This is a genomic window from Paenisporosarcina sp. P4_D4 (genome assembly GCF_056401835.1).
In genome coordinates this window covers 19,152-36,944 of the sequence record NZ_JBFUIO010000007.1, presented here as the reverse complement: position 1 = coordinate 36,944, position 17,793 = coordinate 19,152, and the positions used below count along the sequence as shown (strand labels likewise).

18 protein-coding genes are annotated in these 17,793 nt (G+C 39.8%); 14 read left to right on the top strand and 4 right to left on the bottom strand.

Annotated features, from left to right (window positions below; translation table 11 throughout):
• The first annotated feature begins 7 nt into the window (after nt 1–7).
• Nucleotides 8–388, top strand: coding sequence for a hypothetical protein (locus tag AC1DSL_RS03665; RefSeq protein ID WP_477531200.1), 381 nt, complete (start codon nt 8–10; stop codon nt 386–388).
• A gap of 79 nt (nt 389–467) precedes the next feature.
• Here the strand turns inward: AC1DSL_RS03665 and AC1DSL_RS03660 are convergent, their stop codons facing one another.
• Nucleotides 468–782, bottom strand: coding sequence for a hypothetical protein (locus tag AC1DSL_RS03660; protein ID WP_016426582.1), 315 nt, complete (start codon nt 780–782; stop codon nt 468–470).
• A gap of 170 nt (nt 783–952) precedes the next feature.
• Between AC1DSL_RS03660 and AC1DSL_RS03655 the strand changes: the two genes are divergently transcribed.
• The 12 genes from AC1DSL_RS03655 (at nt 953) to ccpA (ending at nt 13,217) form a co-directional block, all read left to right on the top strand.
• The gene (locus AC1DSL_RS03655) at nt 953–2,026 is read left to right on the top strand and encodes a M42 family metallopeptidase (RefSeq protein WP_342543228.1); all 1,074 of its coding nucleotides are present in this window, start codon (nt 953–955) and stop codon (nt 2,024–2,026) included.
• Nucleotides 2,027–2,569: 543 nt separating this feature from the next.
• Nucleotides 2,570–3,100: a DUF84 family protein gene (locus AC1DSL_RS03650; protein WP_477531199.1), complete on the top strand. Its 531-nt coding sequence runs from the start codon at nt 2,570–2,572 to the stop codon at nt 3,098–3,100.
• A gap of 65 nt (nt 3,101–3,165) precedes the next feature.
• Nucleotides 3,166–3,684, top strand: coding sequence for a hypothetical protein (locus tag AC1DSL_RS03645; protein ID WP_342543230.1), 519 nt, complete (start codon nt 3,166–3,168; stop codon nt 3,682–3,684).
• A 13-nt stretch (nt 3,685–3,697) separates the two neighbouring features.
• A complete protein-coding gene (locus tag AC1DSL_RS03640) occupies nt 3,698–4,012 on the top strand; it encodes a thioredoxin family protein (RefSeq protein WP_477531198.1) in 315 nt (104 codons plus the stop codon).
• Between the two features lie 73 nt (nt 4,013–4,085).
• Nucleotides 4,086–4,901: a DUF1444 domain-containing protein gene (locus tag AC1DSL_RS03635; RefSeq protein ID WP_477531197.1), complete on the top strand. Its 816-nt coding sequence runs from the start codon at nt 4,086–4,088 to the stop codon at nt 4,899–4,901.
• Nucleotides 4,898–5,503: a YtpR family tRNA-binding protein gene (ytpR, locus tag AC1DSL_RS03630; protein ID WP_477531196.1), complete on the top strand. Its 606-nt coding sequence runs from the start codon at nt 4,898–4,900 to the stop codon at nt 5,501–5,503. Before AC1DSL_RS03635 ends, ytpR begins: the two co-directional genes overlap by 4 nt.
• A gap of 116 nt (nt 5,504–5,619) precedes the next feature.
• Nucleotides 5,620–8,139: a DNA translocase FtsK gene (locus AC1DSL_RS03625; RefSeq protein WP_477531195.1), complete on the top strand. Its 2,520-nt coding sequence runs from the start codon at nt 5,620–5,622 to the stop codon at nt 8,137–8,139.
• 144 nt (nt 8,140–8,283) lie between these two features.
• Nucleotides 8,284–9,579, top strand: a complete 1,296-nt coding sequence (gene murC / locus AC1DSL_RS03620; RefSeq protein ID WP_477531194.1) for a UDP-N-acetylmuramate--L-alanine ligase — start codon at nt 8,284–8,286, stop codon at nt 9,577–9,579.
• Nucleotides 9,580–9,726: 147 nt separating this feature from the next.
• Entirely contained in the window at nt 9,727–10,212 is a 486-nt protein-coding gene (locus AC1DSL_RS03615) for a DUF948 domain-containing protein (protein ID WP_477531193.1), read from the top strand.
• Nucleotides 10,213–10,224: 12 nt separating this feature from the next.
• The gene (locus tag AC1DSL_RS03610) at nt 10,225–10,791 is read left to right on the top strand and encodes a YtxH domain-containing protein (protein WP_016426592.1); all 567 of its coding nucleotides are present in this window, start codon (nt 10,225–10,227) and stop codon (nt 10,789–10,791) included.
• A gap of 221 nt (nt 10,792–11,012) precedes the next feature.
• Nucleotides 11,013–12,098 (top strand): bifunctional 3-deoxy-7-phosphoheptulonate synthase/chorismate mutase, encoded by a 1,086-nt coding sequence (locus AC1DSL_RS03605; protein WP_016426593.1) that lies wholly within the window; start codon nt 11,013–11,015, stop codon nt 12,096–12,098.
• A 120-nt stretch (nt 12,099–12,218) separates the two neighbouring features.
• The gene (ccpA, locus tag AC1DSL_RS03600; RefSeq protein WP_016426594.1) at nt 12,219–13,217 is read left to right on the top strand and encodes a catabolite control protein A; all 999 of its coding nucleotides are present in this window, start codon (nt 12,219–12,221) and stop codon (nt 13,215–13,217) included.
• 40 nt (nt 13,218–13,257) lie between these two features.
• On the opposite strand, the gene AC1DSL_RS03595 is transcribed toward ccpA, so the two are convergent.
• From AC1DSL_RS03595 to AC1DSL_RS03585, 3 genes are read right to left on the bottom strand one after another with little or no spacing between them, the layout of a single operon-like run.
• The gene (locus AC1DSL_RS03595) at nt 13,258–14,439 is read right to left on the bottom strand and encodes an acetoin utilization protein AcuC (RefSeq protein ID WP_477531192.1); all 1,182 of its coding nucleotides are present in this window, start codon (nt 14,437–14,439) and stop codon (nt 13,258–13,260) included.
• Entirely contained in the window at nt 14,409–15,056 is a 648-nt protein-coding gene (locus tag AC1DSL_RS03590; protein WP_477531191.1) for an acetoin utilization AcuB family protein, read from the bottom strand. The genes AC1DSL_RS03595 and AC1DSL_RS03590 overlap by 31 nt, the downstream gene beginning before the upstream one ends.
• A gap of 22 nt (nt 15,057–15,078) precedes the next feature.
• Nucleotides 15,079–15,711 carry a GNAT family N-acetyltransferase gene (locus AC1DSL_RS03585; protein WP_477531190.1) on the bottom strand — a complete coding sequence of 211 codons (633 nt, stop codon included), beginning with the start codon at nt 15,709–15,711 and terminating at the stop codon, nt 15,079–15,081.
• A gap of 171 nt (nt 15,712–15,882) precedes the next feature.
• Here AC1DSL_RS03585 and acsA point away from each other — a divergent pair, with 171 nt between their 5' ends.
• A complete protein-coding gene (acsA, locus tag AC1DSL_RS03580) occupies nt 15,883–17,601 on the top strand; it encodes an acetate--CoA ligase (protein ID WP_477531189.1) in 1,719 nt (572 codons plus the stop codon).
• Nucleotides 17,602–17,793 lie beyond the last annotated feature (192 nt).

Below are 17,793 nucleotides of genomic sequence, written 5' to 3'. Positions count from 1 at the left end.
TGATATTATGCTTAATCGAATCCGCAATAAAATAATTCAAACACAAGAAATGGAAGAAGAAGTGGATAATATCTACGCTATCTTACCACCGCCAGGAACCATTCTCGGAGAAGCAACTGACGAAGAAATGGAAAAGGCAGCAGGGCTTGAAGTTAGACATCTGGCTCTCATGAGGCTACAGGATATGAATATACAATTTGACGGTTCGTCTTATAAAGAACTATTAAAAGATTTTCATGAATTTGAAACCGATTCGAGTAAATTTTGGAGAGGTGTTTGCAGCCGCTTATCCATTCCGTATGAATGGCCAATCAGAATCGATTATGCAAACGGCCCTATTTATATTGGCGACCACGATTTGTATGAAGAAGTAGAGAAAGAAGATTGATAAAAAGACTCTCCATATTAAACTCCTTGCAATTTTTATTATAAAAAAAGCGATCCCGCAAAATGGGATCGCTTTTGTCTTATATTTTGATTAATTCAACGACAGTACCTGTACGTGCATCTGCGAAAAATTCGAATTGCTCGATTTCCCCTTCATGCACGCGTGAAATGCCACCTCTGTAAACATCAGTCGAGATCGCTTGACGTTTGAAAGGTTCTGTCTTCATATAAATCCATGAACCATCAATGGGTCCTTCAGCTTTAAATGATTGTTTGATGCCATGCAAAACAAGTTCGGCCGGTTTCGTTGGGTCAATTCGATGGGCAGCTTCGCGAATTAAAAATCCTGCCGCGATACCCGTGGAAAATCCAAGAAGTAAATCTCTCGTTCTCATTAAATAACCTCCTAATAAAACCATTTTTTTCAGTGTATCATAATTGAGTCCGCCAAACAGTGTGTAAATCACTCATGCGAATAATTCGATTGTCGAAAGAAAAAAGATGGAAATGTTCTGATAAATCGACTACAATATGAAAGACTGTAAGTACTTAGGGGGATATGACATTGAACTCAGAAACACTTCAATTATTTAAAACATTAACTGAACTTCCAGCAGCTCCAGGCAATGAACATGCCATGAGAAAGTTTATGAGAAGCGAACTTGAAAAATACTCTGATGAAATTGTCCAAGACCATTTAGGTGGCATCTTTGGATTGAAAAAAGGGGATGACCAAGGTCCTCGTATCATGGTTGCGGGACATATGGATGAAGTCGGATTTATGGTGACGCAAATCACAAAAAACGGAATGTTACGATTCCAGCCATTAGGTGGATGGTGGAGCCAGGTTTTACTTGCGCAGCGTGTCGAAATTATTACAGATAATGGACCAGTTGTAGGAGTCATCGGTTCGATTCCCCCACATTTATTAAGTGATGCTGTACGCAACAAGCCAATGGATATTAAAAATATGCTCATTGATATTGGTGCGGATGATTTGGAAGATGCCAAAAAAATTGGTATCCGACCTGGTCAGCAAATTGTCCCGGTCTGTGCATTTACGCCAATGGCAAATAATAAAAAAATATTAGCGAAAGCATGGGATAACCGATATGGTTGTGGCCTTGCGATTGAATTGTTAAAAGAATTGAAAGATGAAAAATTACCAAACACACTTTATTCAGGTGCCAATGTAATGGAAGAAGTGGGTTTAAGAGGAGCACAAACAGCTGCAAGCTTAATCAAACCTGATTTGTTCTTCGCTTTGGATGCGAGTCCTGCAAATGATATGTCTGGTTCTAAATCAGAATTCGGTCAACTTGGTAAAGGAACGTTGCTCCGTATTTTTGACCGCTCCATGATTACACATCGTGGAATGCGTGAATTTGTATTGGATACTGCTGAAACACACAATATTCCATATCAATATTTCATTTCTCAAGGTGGAACTGATGCTGGACGCGTACACATGTCAAATGAAGGCGTACCGAGTGCAGTTGTGGGGATTTGTTCACGATACATTCATACATCGGGTTCAATTATTCACACGGACGATTATGCAGCGGCAAAAGAATTAATTGTGAAATTAGTCCGTTCTGCTGACAAAACAACACTCGATACCATTCGTCAAAATGTATAGTAAACCAAAATAATAAAGAAGTGCCTGAAAAGGCGCTTTCAGCTTGTTGACAAAAGAATAATAATTAATATAAAAGTATAAAAATTGAGTTCTTATTTTTTGCACTCTATCGAAATTGATTGTGGTCAGCTATTTCTTTCGCTTTCCGCGGACGAAACGCTAGCCTCCTCGGCTCAGCTGTCTATGACAGCTGAACCTGTGGGGTCTAACTTATTTCGTTTTTCCGCAGGAGTCTTCAGAAATAGCCAACCACCTTCCAACTTACATATTTTGCAGAGACAGCTTACAGAAGCAATTTCTTTTGATTGGAGTGGAGGCGGCGACTTCAGCGGGAACAGCACGAGCTGAAGACCCCGCAGGAACGTAGTGACGAGGAGACTGAAGCCGTGCCCGCGAAACGCGTCCGCCGCAATGGAAATCAACATTTTCTTGCATAGGCTCTTTTTCAATAGTATACAGTTATATTCACTCATTTTTTCTTTGTCTACAGTCTGGAAGTGCCTGAAAAGGCGCTTTTTTTGTGCGAAATTCAAGGAGACTCATATGAAAATTGCTATTGGAACAAAAAATCAGGCAAAAGTGAACGCAGTAGAAAATATATGTTCTTCATTACTGGAAAATGTGGATTTCTTTTCAGTTTCTGTACCCTCGAATGTTTCGGATCAACCAATTGGAGACGAAGAAACTTTACTCGGTGCAAAAAACCGAGCATGGTTAGCTTTCAAGGAATCCCAAGCAGAAATTTCTTTCGGACTCGAGGGAGGAGTAAAAGAAATAAATGGCCAACTGTTTGTTTGCAACTGGGGTGTACTGCATACGAAAACAGGTCAGCAATTTATCGCTGGAGGCGCCCAGATTCCTTTGCCTGCAGAAGTGGCGGAACCCATCCGAAATGGGGAAGAGCTTGGACCTGTAATGGAAACCTACACAAAACAAGTGGGAATACGACATAAAGAAGGAGCCGTAGGTGTGTTCACAAACGGACTTGTCAATCGCAGTGTGATGTTTGAACACATTGTCAAACTATTGATAGGTCAATACTTGTATGCCAATCCTACGCAAAAAACGACTTAAGTTGCAACGATATGGGAACCATATTAAAATAGAACATAGTGCTTTCTTAGATAGGAGGGAAAAACATGAGACGAAAATGGATGCGAATTGCGATCGCACCTTTCTTATTAGTAACTTTAGTTGCTTGTTCTGCAACTCCTGAAGAACAAATGGGAGAAGGAATAAATGCTGCAAAAGAAGCTTTTCAAAATGAATCAGCTGAGCCGAATGAACAAATTGAAAATGTTGAATTATTTGTTCCAAAAGGCTTTTCTATAGAGGAAGATTCGGACGAAACGAACATCGTCATGAAGGATAACGACGAATCGTATGTGTTGTTTGTAAACCCGAATGAACAACAAGATAGTCATTTATTTTATGATTTATTACAAGCTGAGAAAAAAGATGACATTAAAGCTCAAGAGACTTTTGAGCAAAATGGTCGCTTTGGTTTCATCGCTGTTTTACCATCAGGTGAGGAACAATACGAAATTATGGCAAGTATCGGTGGCGTGAAACTAACGACCATTTCGGATAAAGCTAACATTTCGGAGAACATGGAGCAAATGATGGAAATTGTTCGTTCTGTAAAAATTGATTCATAAAGGAGGAATTCAAATGAGAGATTTACAATCTGTTGAAGAATTCCAAGCTCTGAAATTAACGGAAGATGTAGTGTTTCTATTTACGGCTGGCTGGTGTCCGGATTGTCATTTTATTGACCCTTTCATGCCAGAGGTTGAAGAGAAGTTTGAAATCTTCACATTTGTATCTGTTAACCGTGATCAATTTATTGATTTGTGTGCAGAACAAGAGATATATGGAATTCCAAGTTTCTTAGTCTTTAGAAACGGACTGGAAGTAGGGCGTTTTGTCACCAAAGACCGTAAAACTAAGGAAGAAATAGAACAATTCCTAACAGAACTTCTTTAGAATGTTCCAATATTATGAGAGCGGTTCCGCCCAAACGGTAGGAACCGCTTCCTTTTGTAAAGGATGTGAAACTTTGAAACCAGAACAATTAGTTGAACGATTAAAGCAAGAACTACCGAATCCTTCATTCACGTGGCAACATGATAAAAAAACTGATCGGCTACGTCTGAATCATACTGGGTTGAATAAAGGTATGGAAATTTCACTGCCAGAAATTTTGGCTAAATATGAAATGAAAAAAGATCTGGCAATTCAAGAGGTTGTCTATACCATTAGTCAGACTTTCGACGCGATGGAACAGGAAACCAAAGGCTTGACCAAATCAACATCACATATTTATCCTGTTATCCGTTCAACCTCATTCCCGTTGAAATCGAATGAAGGACATGCATTCGTTGTTACTGATCATACAGCGGAAACACGAATCTATTATGCACTGGATTTGGGAAACACGTATCGATTGCTCGATGAACAAATGATGAGTCAGTTAAATATCACAGATTCAGAGATGAAAGAAGCTGCGCGTTTCCAAGTCAGAAAACTGTCAACCGACATGAAAGAAGACCATGTGGCAGGTAATATATTTTACTTTGTCAATGCGAACGATGGATATGACGCCAGTCGTATTTTAAATGAACAATTTTTGAAAGACATGCAAACGAAAATTACAGGAGATATGACATTGTCAGTGCCTCATCAAGATGTGTTAATCATCGGAGATATTCGAAACGAAGCAGGTTATGATGTACTTGCCCAGTTAACCATGCATTTCTTTACAGTAGGTAAAGTGCCAATCACATCTTTATCTTTCATTTACGAAGACGGGGAATTGGAACCGATCTTTATTATGGCCAAAAATCGCGTACAAAAGGAGAACAATGACAAATGAATATTTTTTACAATACAAAAGGTGTCGGAGATGTGCTTTTAGTACAACTGGTACCAAATACTTTTGAAGAAGTGACAACTGAAACAAAAGGTGACATTACGTTAATCAAAGATGCAAAGACAGGCAAAGTTGGGGCATTTAATGTATTTAACTCGAGTAAATATCTTCAATTGACTGAGCAAGGCTCCGTTGAAGTAACAAAAGAAATCGTGGAATCTTTACAACAACTGCTGATTAATCATGATTTGGACTTGAAATTAGAGGTCGACTTTTCGCCTAAATTTGTAGTTGGCTATGTTTCTTCTAAAGAAAAACATCCAAATGCTGATAAATTAAATGTTTGCCAAGTTGAAGTGGGCGAAGAAACGCTTCAAATTGTATGTGGAGCCCCAAATGTGGAAGCGGGCCAAAAAGTAGTAGTAGCAAAGGTTGGTGCTGTGATGCCAAGTGGTTTAGTGATCAAAGATGCAGAATTACGTGGCGTTGCATCGAGTGGCATGATTTGTTCGGCGAAAGAATTGGCTTTACCAGATGCACCTACAGAAAAAGGGATTTTAGTATTAGAAGACACTGCTGAAATAGGATCAGCTTTCCAAGCATAAACTAGGTAAAACTCTGTGTACTCAAGGATTTTGATGCGCAGAGTTTTTTTAAAGCCGTTTGATTTGACTTGCAAACCTGCTAAAATGGAAGCATTGACACGAAAAGAGGGTTTGTATTGAATTGGTTGACCAAAACATTAAAAAAAGTATTTTCAGAAGAATCAATAGAAAAAGAAGAAGTAATATTAATAGAAGAACTTGAGCAGACTACATACAGAGAGACCAAAACACCTTTCCGATTCCCTTTAATCAGCGATAATGAGAAAGATCGTTCAGAAGATGCTGATTTAGATGATGGCGAAAAGGAAGAAGAATATCAACCTTTATATATGCATAAACAATGGCAGCAGAAGCGACAAAACACAGTTGTCCATCAAGCGACAAAACCAAGAGTAGAGCACTCAAGTATTCCGAGTCCAAGAGATAGCTTTTCGACAACAAGAGATAGTTTCCAAGAAGTAAAGCCAAGAATAACAAAAGTGCCTGTTCAGTCGAAGCTGTTTGTCCCTTCAGAAGTTCCATCCCCTATTCATGGTTTCAATCGTCCAAAAATATCTCCGATTGATGATCTATTAGCCAAAAAGAACTTGGGTGAAGTGAATAAAGAAACAGCGGCTACCATTATCGAAGAAAGTGAATCACCGTCGATTAAGCCATCTGGAACCATCATCCAACAAAGCGAACAGGAAATGAAAAAGCATCAACCTATCACAGAAAAAGAGATAGTTCGGGAAACACCTTTCCGTTCGAAAATATCTCCTTTTGATGAGTTGTTGGCTAAAAAGAATCAGATTAAAGTCGTTGAACAAGAGGCGAGTGTATTTGTTGAAGTTAAACCGACTGAAACAAACATTTCCAAGCAAGTAGAATCTGAAATGCTCGAACAATCAGCCACAATAGAAAAAGAAGTTGTAAATGAGTCCCATGTAAAGGTTGAAGAACAGTTGGATGTAGAGATGCCATCGGCTATTGATGGGCAAGTAACCGACATCCCATTAACAGAAAAGAAAAAGAAATCTTTGCCTTTTAATGTGATGATGCTTAATTCTGATAAGGCAAAATATCAGCAAGCCACAACACGAACTAATATGATACCTACTATAATGCCAAAACAAGAGATTCCTAATAAACCAATCGAACAACAGCCAGTGGATGCTCCTGTTGAAAGGTCGACTGGTCAGGACCAACAACCTGATCATGCAATTGTGGAAGATAGCCAGCCAGGATATATTTTCCCGAGAGAGAGATATTTAGTACCACCTGAGCAAAAGACGCAAGATAACGAGTGGATGAGCATGCAAGCTGCTCGATTAATCGAATCCTTGTCTTATTTCCAAGTTAAAGCGGAAATTGTAAACATGGTTCAAGGTCCTGCTGTCACACAATTTGAAATAACAGTCGGTCAAGGGACGAAAGTGAGCAAAATTCGTAATCTGGCGGATGATTTGAAATTGGCACTTGCTGCGAAAGACATTCGGATACAGGCACCGATTCCTGGGAAAAGTTCGATTGGAATTGAAATTCCAAACCAAACGTCCCGTCCTGTCCGTCTATCGGAAGTTGTCGGGAGTTCAAACTTCACGGATTCTGACTCACCGCTTGAAGCAGCTCTCGGATTAGATTTGACTGGGACACCTATTACCATTGATTTGCGTAAAATGCCACATGGCTTAATTGCGGGAGCAACGGGATCAGGTAAGTCAGTTTGTATTAATTCTTTATTAATCAGCTTATTATATAAAGCCACGCCGAAAGAATTAAATTTACTCCTGATTGATCCGAAAATGGTAGAACTGGCACCCTTCAATCATATCCCTCATCTCGTCAGTCCCGTCATCACTGACGTTAAGGCTGCAACTGCTGCACTAAAATGGGCAGTAGAAGAAATGGAACGCCGTTATCAGCTGTTTGCTCATACAGGGGTAAGGGATATCACACGTTATAATGCAATGGCAGAAGAGAAAAGACAATTTGCACAAAAAATGCCTTATTTGTTGATTGTTATTGATGAATTGGCAGACTTAATGATGATGGCACCTACGGAAGTGGAAGAATCAATTTGTCGGATTGCTCAAAAAGCACGTGCTTGCGGGATTCATTTAGTGGTCGCTACACAACGTCCGTCTGTAGATGTCATAACAGGACTGATTAAAGCAAATATCCCGACTCGTATCGCATTTTCAGTGTCCTCGCAAATAGATTCGCGTACGATTTTGGATGTCCAAGGTGCTGAAAGGTTACTCGGTCGAGGCGACATGCTATACCTTGGCAATGGTATGTCTGCGCCAATCCGTATACAAGGGACCTACGTAACGGATGAAGAGATGGAAGAAATTATTGAACACGCACGTAGTCAGGGAGAACCATCATATTTATTTGAGCAAGAGGAATTGGTGCGTCGTCTGGAAGTGGCAGAAGATCAGGATGAGTTATTTGAAGAAGCGTGCCGATTTATTTTGGAACAAGGCTCTGCTTCAACTTCGCTGCTTCAACGTAAGTTTCATATAGGTTACAACCGTGCGGCAAGACTTGTTGACTTAATGGAACAGCATGGATATGTTTCGGAATCAAGAGGAAGTAAAGCACGAGAAGTTTTCATTACAGAAAATGATTTACAGCTTCTCTTCAATGAATGACAATGGAATTGAGAATAACCCCAGCCAGGTCTATATAATTGTGGGAAAAATCGTTCATTTCTAGGCAAGATTAAATGATGATATAATGGGGTAAGGAATTATTGATAATAAAGTACGGGCACCTTTCCCAGGAGGTTTATACAAATGACAGTGTTTCATTTTACAGGAATTAAAGGGTCTGGCATGAGTTCACTTGCACAAATTTTGCACGATGCAGGGAACCAGGTTCAGGGCTCTGATATAGAGAAACATTTTTTCACTGAAGATCCACTACGAAAACGTGACATCAAAATCTTGCCATTTAACGCAGATAATATTGAAAAAGGCATGACCGTAATTGCGGGGAATGCATTTAAAGACAATCATGAAGAACTGATTCGTGCTAACGAATTAGGAATCGATGTAATCCGTTATCACAAGTTTTTAGGGAACTTAATGGGCCAGTACGTCTCGGTAGGTATTACAGGATCACATGGCAAAACTTCTACAACGGGTTTAATGTCACATGTATTAAGTGGCTTTGCACCGACTTCATATTTAATTGGAGATGGAACGGGTCATGGTGAATCACAAGCACAATACTTTGCTTTTGAAGCATGTGAATACCGTCGTCATTTCTTGGCATACCATCCTGATTACATGATCATGACTAATATCGATTTTGATCATCCGGATTATTTCGGTGGCATCGACGATGTGGTTGAGGCATTCCAATCAATGGCGCTTCAAGTGAATAAGGCCATTATTGCATGTGGTGATGATGAACATCTACAAAAAATCCATGCCAATGTTCCCGTTGTGTTTTATGGATTTGGCTCAGAAAATGACTTTGAAGCTCGTAACGTGGTGAAAACGACTTCTGGATCTACATTCGATGTTTTCGTTCGAAATGAATTTTACCGTACATTTGAAATCCCTTCATTCGGAGACCATGCCGTACTAAATGCATTGGCTGTCATTTCTTTGTGTAATTACGAAGGAATCCCTGCTGATATCATTCAGCAGCAGTTGCATACATTCGGTGGCGTCAAACGCCGTTTTGCTGAAAGCAGAAAAGGAGATCGAATCTTAATTGACGATTATGCACATCATCCGACTGAAATCAAAGTAACTATCCAGTCGGCTCGTCAGAAGTATCCAAATCGTGAAGTCATTGCAATATTCCAACCTCATACGTTTTCACGTACTCGCACATTCCTTAAGGAGTTCGCAGAGAGCCTGGAAACGGCTGATAACGTATATTTGTGTGATATATTCGGATCAGCACGTGAAAATGCAGGAGACTTAACCATCGATGATTTATGTGATCTGATTGACAACTGTGTTGTCCTGAAAACCGAAGAAATTGATGTGTTACTGAAGCATCAAAATGCTGTATACTTATTCATGGGTGCAGGGGATGTTCAAAAGTTCCAAGCTGCCTTCGAACAAAAAATATAATTTCACAAAACTCTGGTCTTTTTTGACTGGAGTTTTATTTTTATGGAGGAAATAAAATGTTTTTGTGGAATAAAGATAACATAGATGTTTATTTACCGCTATGTGTGGGAAGATAGGTAGTATGTACAATCTAGAGGAGGAACTCGAATGGAAATAATATTATACATAGCAGCGTTGGTTGCAGCTATAGGCTTTCTCGTTCTTTGCGTTAGTCTTGCGATGACATTTACATCGCTGAAGAAGACGCTTAATGAATTTTCAGACACAATGTCTGGATTAGAAGGTCAATTACAAGGAGTAACAAGAGAGACAACAGAATTATTGCATAAGACAAATGGTTTGGCTTCAGATATTCAAAATAAATCTGAAAAACTTAACAGTGTTGTAGATGCCGTGAAAAATGTAGGGGAGTCAGTAAATGGCTTAAATACATCAATCCGACGCATTACATCGTCAATTACGACAGAGGTAGAACGAAATGAAGATAAGATTGCGCAAGTTGTACAATGGAGCAATGTTGCTCTAGGCATTCGCGACAAGTGGAAAGAAAGAAAAGCAATTGAAGAAGCTAGAGCAGGTTACACGATTTATGCAAGCGAACCAGATAAATCATATAGAGATACAAAAAAATAAGGGGGAACCAACATGACACAATTTAAACCAAATTATAACGAAGCGAAGTACAACCACGAGTTTTATTCGAATAAATCCAATCAGACGGAAGCCTATCTTCCACAAGCGTATGAGTATTCCAATGGACAGCACCGAGATCCAATTTATTCGAAATCAAGTGATGATATGAATTCTAAGGATTTCTTAATCGGTGCATTGGTAGGCGGAATTATTGGAGCAGCTACGGCTTTATTCCTTGCTCCAAAATCGGGTGCTGAGCTTCGTGGAGATGTGACAACTCAAGCTTCTTATCTAAAAGAAAAAACGGTTGATTTATCATCAACTGCCAAAGTAAAAACGTCTCAATTATCAACTCAATTAAAAGAAAAATCAGGTCCTTTGGTAGATAAGGTCAAGTCAATTAAATCAAAAACGCCAACATTAATGGATGATGGTACAGTTTCATCAGAAGGCGAAGAGCCAATTGATTTCATGGAAACTGTAACGAATACAGTGTCTGAAGTTGTTGGGGAAAGCTCAAACGAAACTTCAACCGCACAAGCATTAAAAGAAGCTGTAGAAGTCAAGAAAAGTCTATAATATTAAGAATTAAAAAGCCCGCATAGTTGATATGTGGGCTTTATCTTGTATAAAACATGAGTACAATTAGTATTAAAACTTTCGCGCGTTGAAGCGTTAAAGATGTTTTGCGTGACTTTTAGAAATGTACATACTATAATGGTTCTATTATCAAAAAAAGCATCATACATCTTCCGTTTGAATTTCGTGAATTTTGTATGGGTAAGAGAGGAGATCAAGGTATGAGCCATCAAGAATTAGATAGCTTACGCACAAATGTTGACGAATTAAACTTAGAAATTCTTCGTTTAATCAATGAGCGTGCTGCAGTCGTAAAAGAAATTGGAAAAGTAAAAGAAAAGCAAGGTGTCAACCGATATGATCCTCTTCGCGAACGTCATATGTTGAACTTACTAAAAGAAAACAATGCGGGTCCACTACCGCAATCAACTGTAGATCATATTTTCAAGGAAATCTTTAAAACTGCATTGGAGCTTCAGGAAGATGATCACCGTAAAGCACTTCTTGTTTCTCGTAAAAAGAAAGCAGAAGATACAATTGTTGTGATTAATGGGGAACGCATTGGAGAAGGCAAGCCATCATTTGTATTCGGTCCATGTGCTGTAGAATCATTTGATCAAGTTGCAGCTGTAGCAAATGCAATCCAACATAAAGGCTTGAGAATGATCCGAGGAGGAGCTTACAAACCTCGTACATCACCTTATGATTTCCAAGGTCTTGGACTTGAAGGTTTGAAAATCCTTAAGCGTGTTTCAGAGCAATACAATCTTGCAGTTGTTTCTGAAATTGTGACACCTCATCATCTAGAAGAGGCATTAGATTACATTGATGTTGTTCAAATCGGCGCACGTAACATGCAAAACTTCGAGTTATTGAAAGCAGCAGGTGCCATTAACAAACCGGTGTTATTGAAACGCGGAATGGCTGCAACGATTGATGAATTTATTCATGCTGCCGAGTACATCATCTCCCAAGGAAATGATCAAATTATTTTATGTGAACGTGGAATTCGAACATACGAAAAAGCGACACGTAATACACTCGATATTTCAGCAGTTCCAATATTAAAACAAGAAACACATTTACCTGTGTTTGTGGATGTAACCCATTCAACAGGACGTCGTGATTTACTATTGCCTACAGCGAAAGCGGCAATTGCCATTGGTGCAGATGGTGTTATGGCTGAAGTACATCCAGACCCTGCTGTTGCTTTATCTGATGCAGCACAACAAATGAACTTACAGCAATTTGACGAGTTTTACGATTCTCTTCAAAAGTTCATGAAATCATACGAATTTCAATCATAAGCATCTTACCGGTTCAATTTCTGAACCGGTATTTTTCTTTCGTTTGACGTAACGTTGGAAAACGTCAGAAAACTATTATATGATGGTATGAGATAGGGACCGAGCAGGGAGTGTAAGCACATGACAATTACAATTTATGACGTAGCACGTGAAGCTAGCGTTTCGATGGCAACGGTTTCACGAGTTGTTAACGGCAATCCGAATGTAAAACCGGCTACTCGGAAAAAAGTGCTGGACGTTATTGAACGATTAGAGTATCGTCCAAACGCGGTTGCCAGAGGACTGGCAAGCAAGAAAACAACTACAGTTGGAGTTATTATTCCAGATATATCAAATATTTTTTACGCAGAACTTGCACGAGGAATAGAAGATATTGCGACCATGTATCGCTATAATATTATATTATCAAACTCGGATCAGCGAGAAGATAAAGAGTTACAACTCCTGGAAACGATGTTTGGAAAACAAGTGGATGGAATTGTGTTCATGAGTGAACATGTATCGACAGAGTTGTTAAATATGATGGAGCGATCGCCCGTACCGATCGTTTTAGCAGGTACAATTGATCCTTCAGGGAAAATGCCTTCTGTAAATATCGACTATCACCAGGCAGCTTATGAAGCGGTTAATCGCTTGCTTCAAAATAATCACAAACGAATCGCGTACGTTTCTGGGTCATTATCGTCCACCATCAATCGTGCATTCAAATTCACAGGCTATGAAAAAGCTTTAGGGGATGCAGGTCTTGATATGAACGAAGAATTGGTAGTGGAAAGTGAAGCTACTTATGACGCAGGGCATGCGGCATTCAGTAACTTAAAGAGTATGCAAGATGCACCTACGGCTTTCTTTGCAGGAAACGATGAACTGGCTATTGGGCTAATTCATGGAGCTCAGGATTCCGGTTTCCATGTTCCTAACGACATTGAAGTTATTAGTTTTGAAAACTCGAAGCTAGCACGAATGGTGCGTCCAGAATTAACGAGTATCGTGTTACCTCTATACGATATTGGAGCGGTATCTATGCGTCTGCTGACAAAATATATGAACAAAGAACAAATTGATGAGAAAACAGTAATATTGCCACACCGAATTGAAGAAAGAGATTCCGTGAAATAATGGAAGGAGTGGACTATGCTTAGCGTAGTCCACTCCTTTTTCAATGAGATCGAATTAAATAAAGTGCCTTGTTCAACACTTGTTTATTCTTTTCGGTAATTTCTTCTTTACGAGGTATGGGTTCATATAAGTTATCTGGATCCAACCAGGTGGGAATTAATGGTACGGGTGATTCCGGTTGCCATTTCTCCAACCACTCTTTCGGTAGATTAACTTGAGGAAGTGGAATATTATTCATTTCCATCCACAATAACGACCAGGCTCTTGGCACCACTCTCCATATATCGTATCCTCCACCACCGACGGCAATCCATTTGCCGTCACAATATTCGTGGGCAAGCTGATGGGCAAGCTTCGGAATCTCGTGGTAGATTTTCATGGTTCCATATAGATGAGTCAGTGGATCAAAATAGTGTGCATCTGCTCCATTTTGACTGATAATGACGTCTGGTTTGAAATAGGCAGCAATCTCTCGGAAAGCAGTCATATAAAGTTCCAAAAATGATTCATCTTCTGTAAAGGCGTCTATTGGTAAATTGAATGAAGTTCCATAACCCTGACCGGTACCACGTTCCGTTACATTACCGGTTCCAGGAAATAAGTATCTCCCAGTTTCATGAATGGAGATTGTACAAACATCAGGATCCTCATAAAAGCTCCATTGTACACCATCTCCATGATGAGCATCCGTGTCAATATATAGTACACGGGCTTTATACTTCTGCTGTATGTATTTAATAGCGACCGAACTGTCATTGTAGACACAAAATCCAGATGCGCGCCCATGAAAGCCATGATGCAGTCCGCCACCAAGATTTAGGGCATGCGAAGCTTTATTTTCCATTACATATTCCACGGCAGTTAACGTGCCACCGACCAAACGAGCACTGGCTTCGTGCATATTCGGAAAAATAGGAGTGTCATCGGTCCCAATACCGTAACTCTCTGTTTCTGCAGAAGTGACAAGCCCTTTGCTCGCTTTTTTGACGATATCAATATATCGTGCATCATGCGCAAGCAATAGCTCGTCATCCGTTGCAATGCGGGGAGCGATGATGTCTTCATCTGTAAGCGCATTCATTTTTCGCAACAAATCGGTGGTCAAAGTCAGCCTTTTCTGATTGAATGGATGGTTCTCAGAAAATTTGTAGCCCAATTGATCATCCGAATATATATAAACCGCATGTTTTTTTAGTTTGTCATTCCCGGCATGTTCGGCCATAGCACATCGAAACCTTCTTTACGTATATCTTCAATAATTCCGAGAGGGTTCATCGTCATTACACGGAATACCAAGATCTTGTTGTTGTCATTTTGGATATCTGGATACACAAGAACACTTAATACATTTGAATTATGATCATGAAAAACTTTGGAAACTTCAAATAATATACCAGGTTTATTCGGTACACGAACCTCAATTTGAGAACCTGGTTGATGGGCGCCTGTTAATTCAATATATTTATATAATAAATCTGTTTCTGTAACGATACCAACTAATTTACCACCACTGACGATGGGCAGACACCCTATTTGTTGATCATAGAAAATCGTGGCAACTTCTTCAACAAAGTCCAGCGGATGTCCGGTTATAGGATTTTTCGTCATAATTTCTTCAAGAGGTGTTGAGTATATATCCTGATTATGTCCTACCATCCGATTGGAAGGTGTGGCATCTTTGATATCTCTATCTGATACAATCCCTACTACTTTGCCTTCATTATCGGTAATCGGCAAGTGTCTGATTTTACTTTCACGAAGGAGACTGATTGCATCTTTAATCGAATTTGAAGGCTGTAAGGTCAGGACATTTGTTTTCATCATTTGTTCCACAATCATATGTCAAAAACTCCTTTGCGGATTAATACATAAATCGATTCATAAAACGTAACTGATCAAAGCGTTGAATGGATTCATTGTCAATGCGCGCACCAATTTTAGCCATTAAACAATTGGCCGGATGGGAGCTGATTTCTGGATCATCGGTTGCAAAGTATTCCAATCCACCTGCATTCATCATTTTTTCCATCACTTTTCGGTACTCCCATACATTCAGTCCAGTACCTTTTAAATCCCAATGCCAATAATACTCAGTAGTAATGGTGATATAATCTTCCATTGCATCATCCATCATCGAAACGTGAAGCAAGCTCTTTCCGACACCGGTTCCACGAAACTTTGGAATGACTTCAATGGCCCCCAGTTCAATTAAGTTGCTCATTTGCCCTTTCGACCAACGTTCCAAAGGGTCAGGATACAAGAATGTTACATAGCCCACAATGGTCATGTTGTCACGAGCTATCAGAATTCTGCCTTCTGGCAACTTGGCAATTTCGATGATTGCCTTATGTTGCTGGGCAGGAGGTCGGAATGCCACCAAATCATCATGAAAGTCGTAACGTGCAAGATCTGCTGATGATATAGGTCCTTCGATAATTAAATGGCCATGTCTAGTTTTCAATTCCATGGCATTATAGGTTTTTTTATGATCCATTTGTACACCACCTGAAAAGAATTACGTAGTTTCATTATACATGAAAAAAACATTAGGAAAACGTTTTCAATTTGATTAGAAGAGTCATAGTCAAAAAAGTAAAATTATTCGCCATTTACTTTCAATTTAATGTAAACTAGTATTTGTATCGTAATTGAGAGGGTGGTAGAAATGAAACTTGAAGTACTTCCGGTCGTTCAAGGAGATTATTTACTCCAAAACTACGACGAAACTGCAGCCAATTTCGATTGGAAAGAGGCAGAAAAGGCGTTTAGTTGGCATGTGACAGGTCGTATGAACGTGGCGCACGAAGCCATTGACCGTCATGCAAATTCAGACAGAAAAAACAAAATCGCTCTTTATTACAAAGATGCAATTCGCAAAGAATCTTATACGTTCAATGAAATGAAAAAATGGACAAACAAAGCAGCAAATGCCTTGAAGGCCCATACAAATCTTGAAAAAGGTGACCGTTTATTTATTTTCATGCCGCGCTCGCCTGAATTGTATTTTGCGTTAATCGGTGCTCTAAAAATGGGTGTAATTGTTGGACCATTGTTCGAGGCATTTATGGAAGGTGCAGTCTACGATCGTTTAGTGGACAGTAAAGCAAAAGCGATTGTGACGACCCCTGAATTGTTAAATCGTATTCCGGTAGATAAATTACCTCACCTGGAAACAATCCTTTTAGTCGGCGAAAACGTGGAAGAAGATAATAAAACAGTAGATTTTATGAAACATTTGAAAACTGCTTCACAGTATTTCCAAGTGGAGTGGCTCGATAAAGAAGATGGATTGGTTCTTCATTATACGTCTGGTTCAACTGGCAAGCCTAAAGGTGTATTACACGTACAGGAAGCGATGGTACAACATTATCAGACTGCAAAATGGGTCTTGGATTTAAAAGAGCAGGATATTTACTGGTGCACAGCAGATCCAGGTTGGGTAACAGGGACCTCTTATGGAATTTTTGGTCCATGGTTAACTGGAACAACAATGGTTGTGTTAGGAGGACGTTTTTCTCCTGATGCATGGTACCAGGCGATTGAAGACTTCGGTGTAACGATTTGGTATAGTGCGCCAACCGCTTTCCGTATGTTGATGGGAGCTGGCGACGCTTTAGTGAAGGAATATGATTTATCTTCACTGCGTCACGTTTTATCTGTCGGCGAACCATTGAATCCAGAAGTAATCAGATGGGGAGCAGAAGTATTCCGCCATCGTATACATGATACATGGTGGATGACAGAAACAGGCGCTCAGATGATTTGTAACTATGCGTGCTTGCCAATTCGCCCTGGATCAATGGGCAAACCAATTCCAGGTGTGAAAGCAGCTATCGTGGACGATCGTGGGGTTGAGTTGCCTCCATATCAAATGGGGAACTTGGCACTTAAAAAAGGATGGCCATCAATGATGCGTCAAATCTGGAATAATCCTGAAAAATATCAATCGTATTTCCTTAACGATGAATGGTACGTTTCAGGAGATTCTGCTTACATGGACGAAGACGGGTATTTCTGGTTCCAAGGGCGTATTGACGATGTCATCATGACTTCTGGCGAACGCGTAGGACCATTTGAAGTGGAAAGCAAGCTTCTCGAGCATCCATCAATTGTCGAAGCGGGTGTAATCGGAAAACCGGATCCAGTTCGTGGAGAAATCATTAAAGCATTCGTAGCATTGAAAGAAGGTGTTGAACCTTCGGACGAATTGATTGCTGATATACAACAGTTCGTTAAAAAAGGTTTAGCTGCACACGCTGCTCCGCGTGAAATTGAATTTAAAGACAAGCTACCGAAAACACGCAGTGGGAAAATCATGAGACGTGTGTTAAAAGCGTGGGAACTTGATTTACCAACAGGCGATTTATCTACAATGGAAGATTAATGAAAATGCCAACAGTTTGCACTACTGCAGTGCTAGCTGTTGGCATTTCTTTATTGAAAAGCGTATCACGTCATTTTATCTAGACACTTTGAAATGTGAAGCTGGCCATTGCCTGACTCCGACCGAGTGAAGCGGAAGCGAGGGCTAGCGCTTGAAGCTAGACAAATAGAAAAGCAGTAAAACTTATCGATG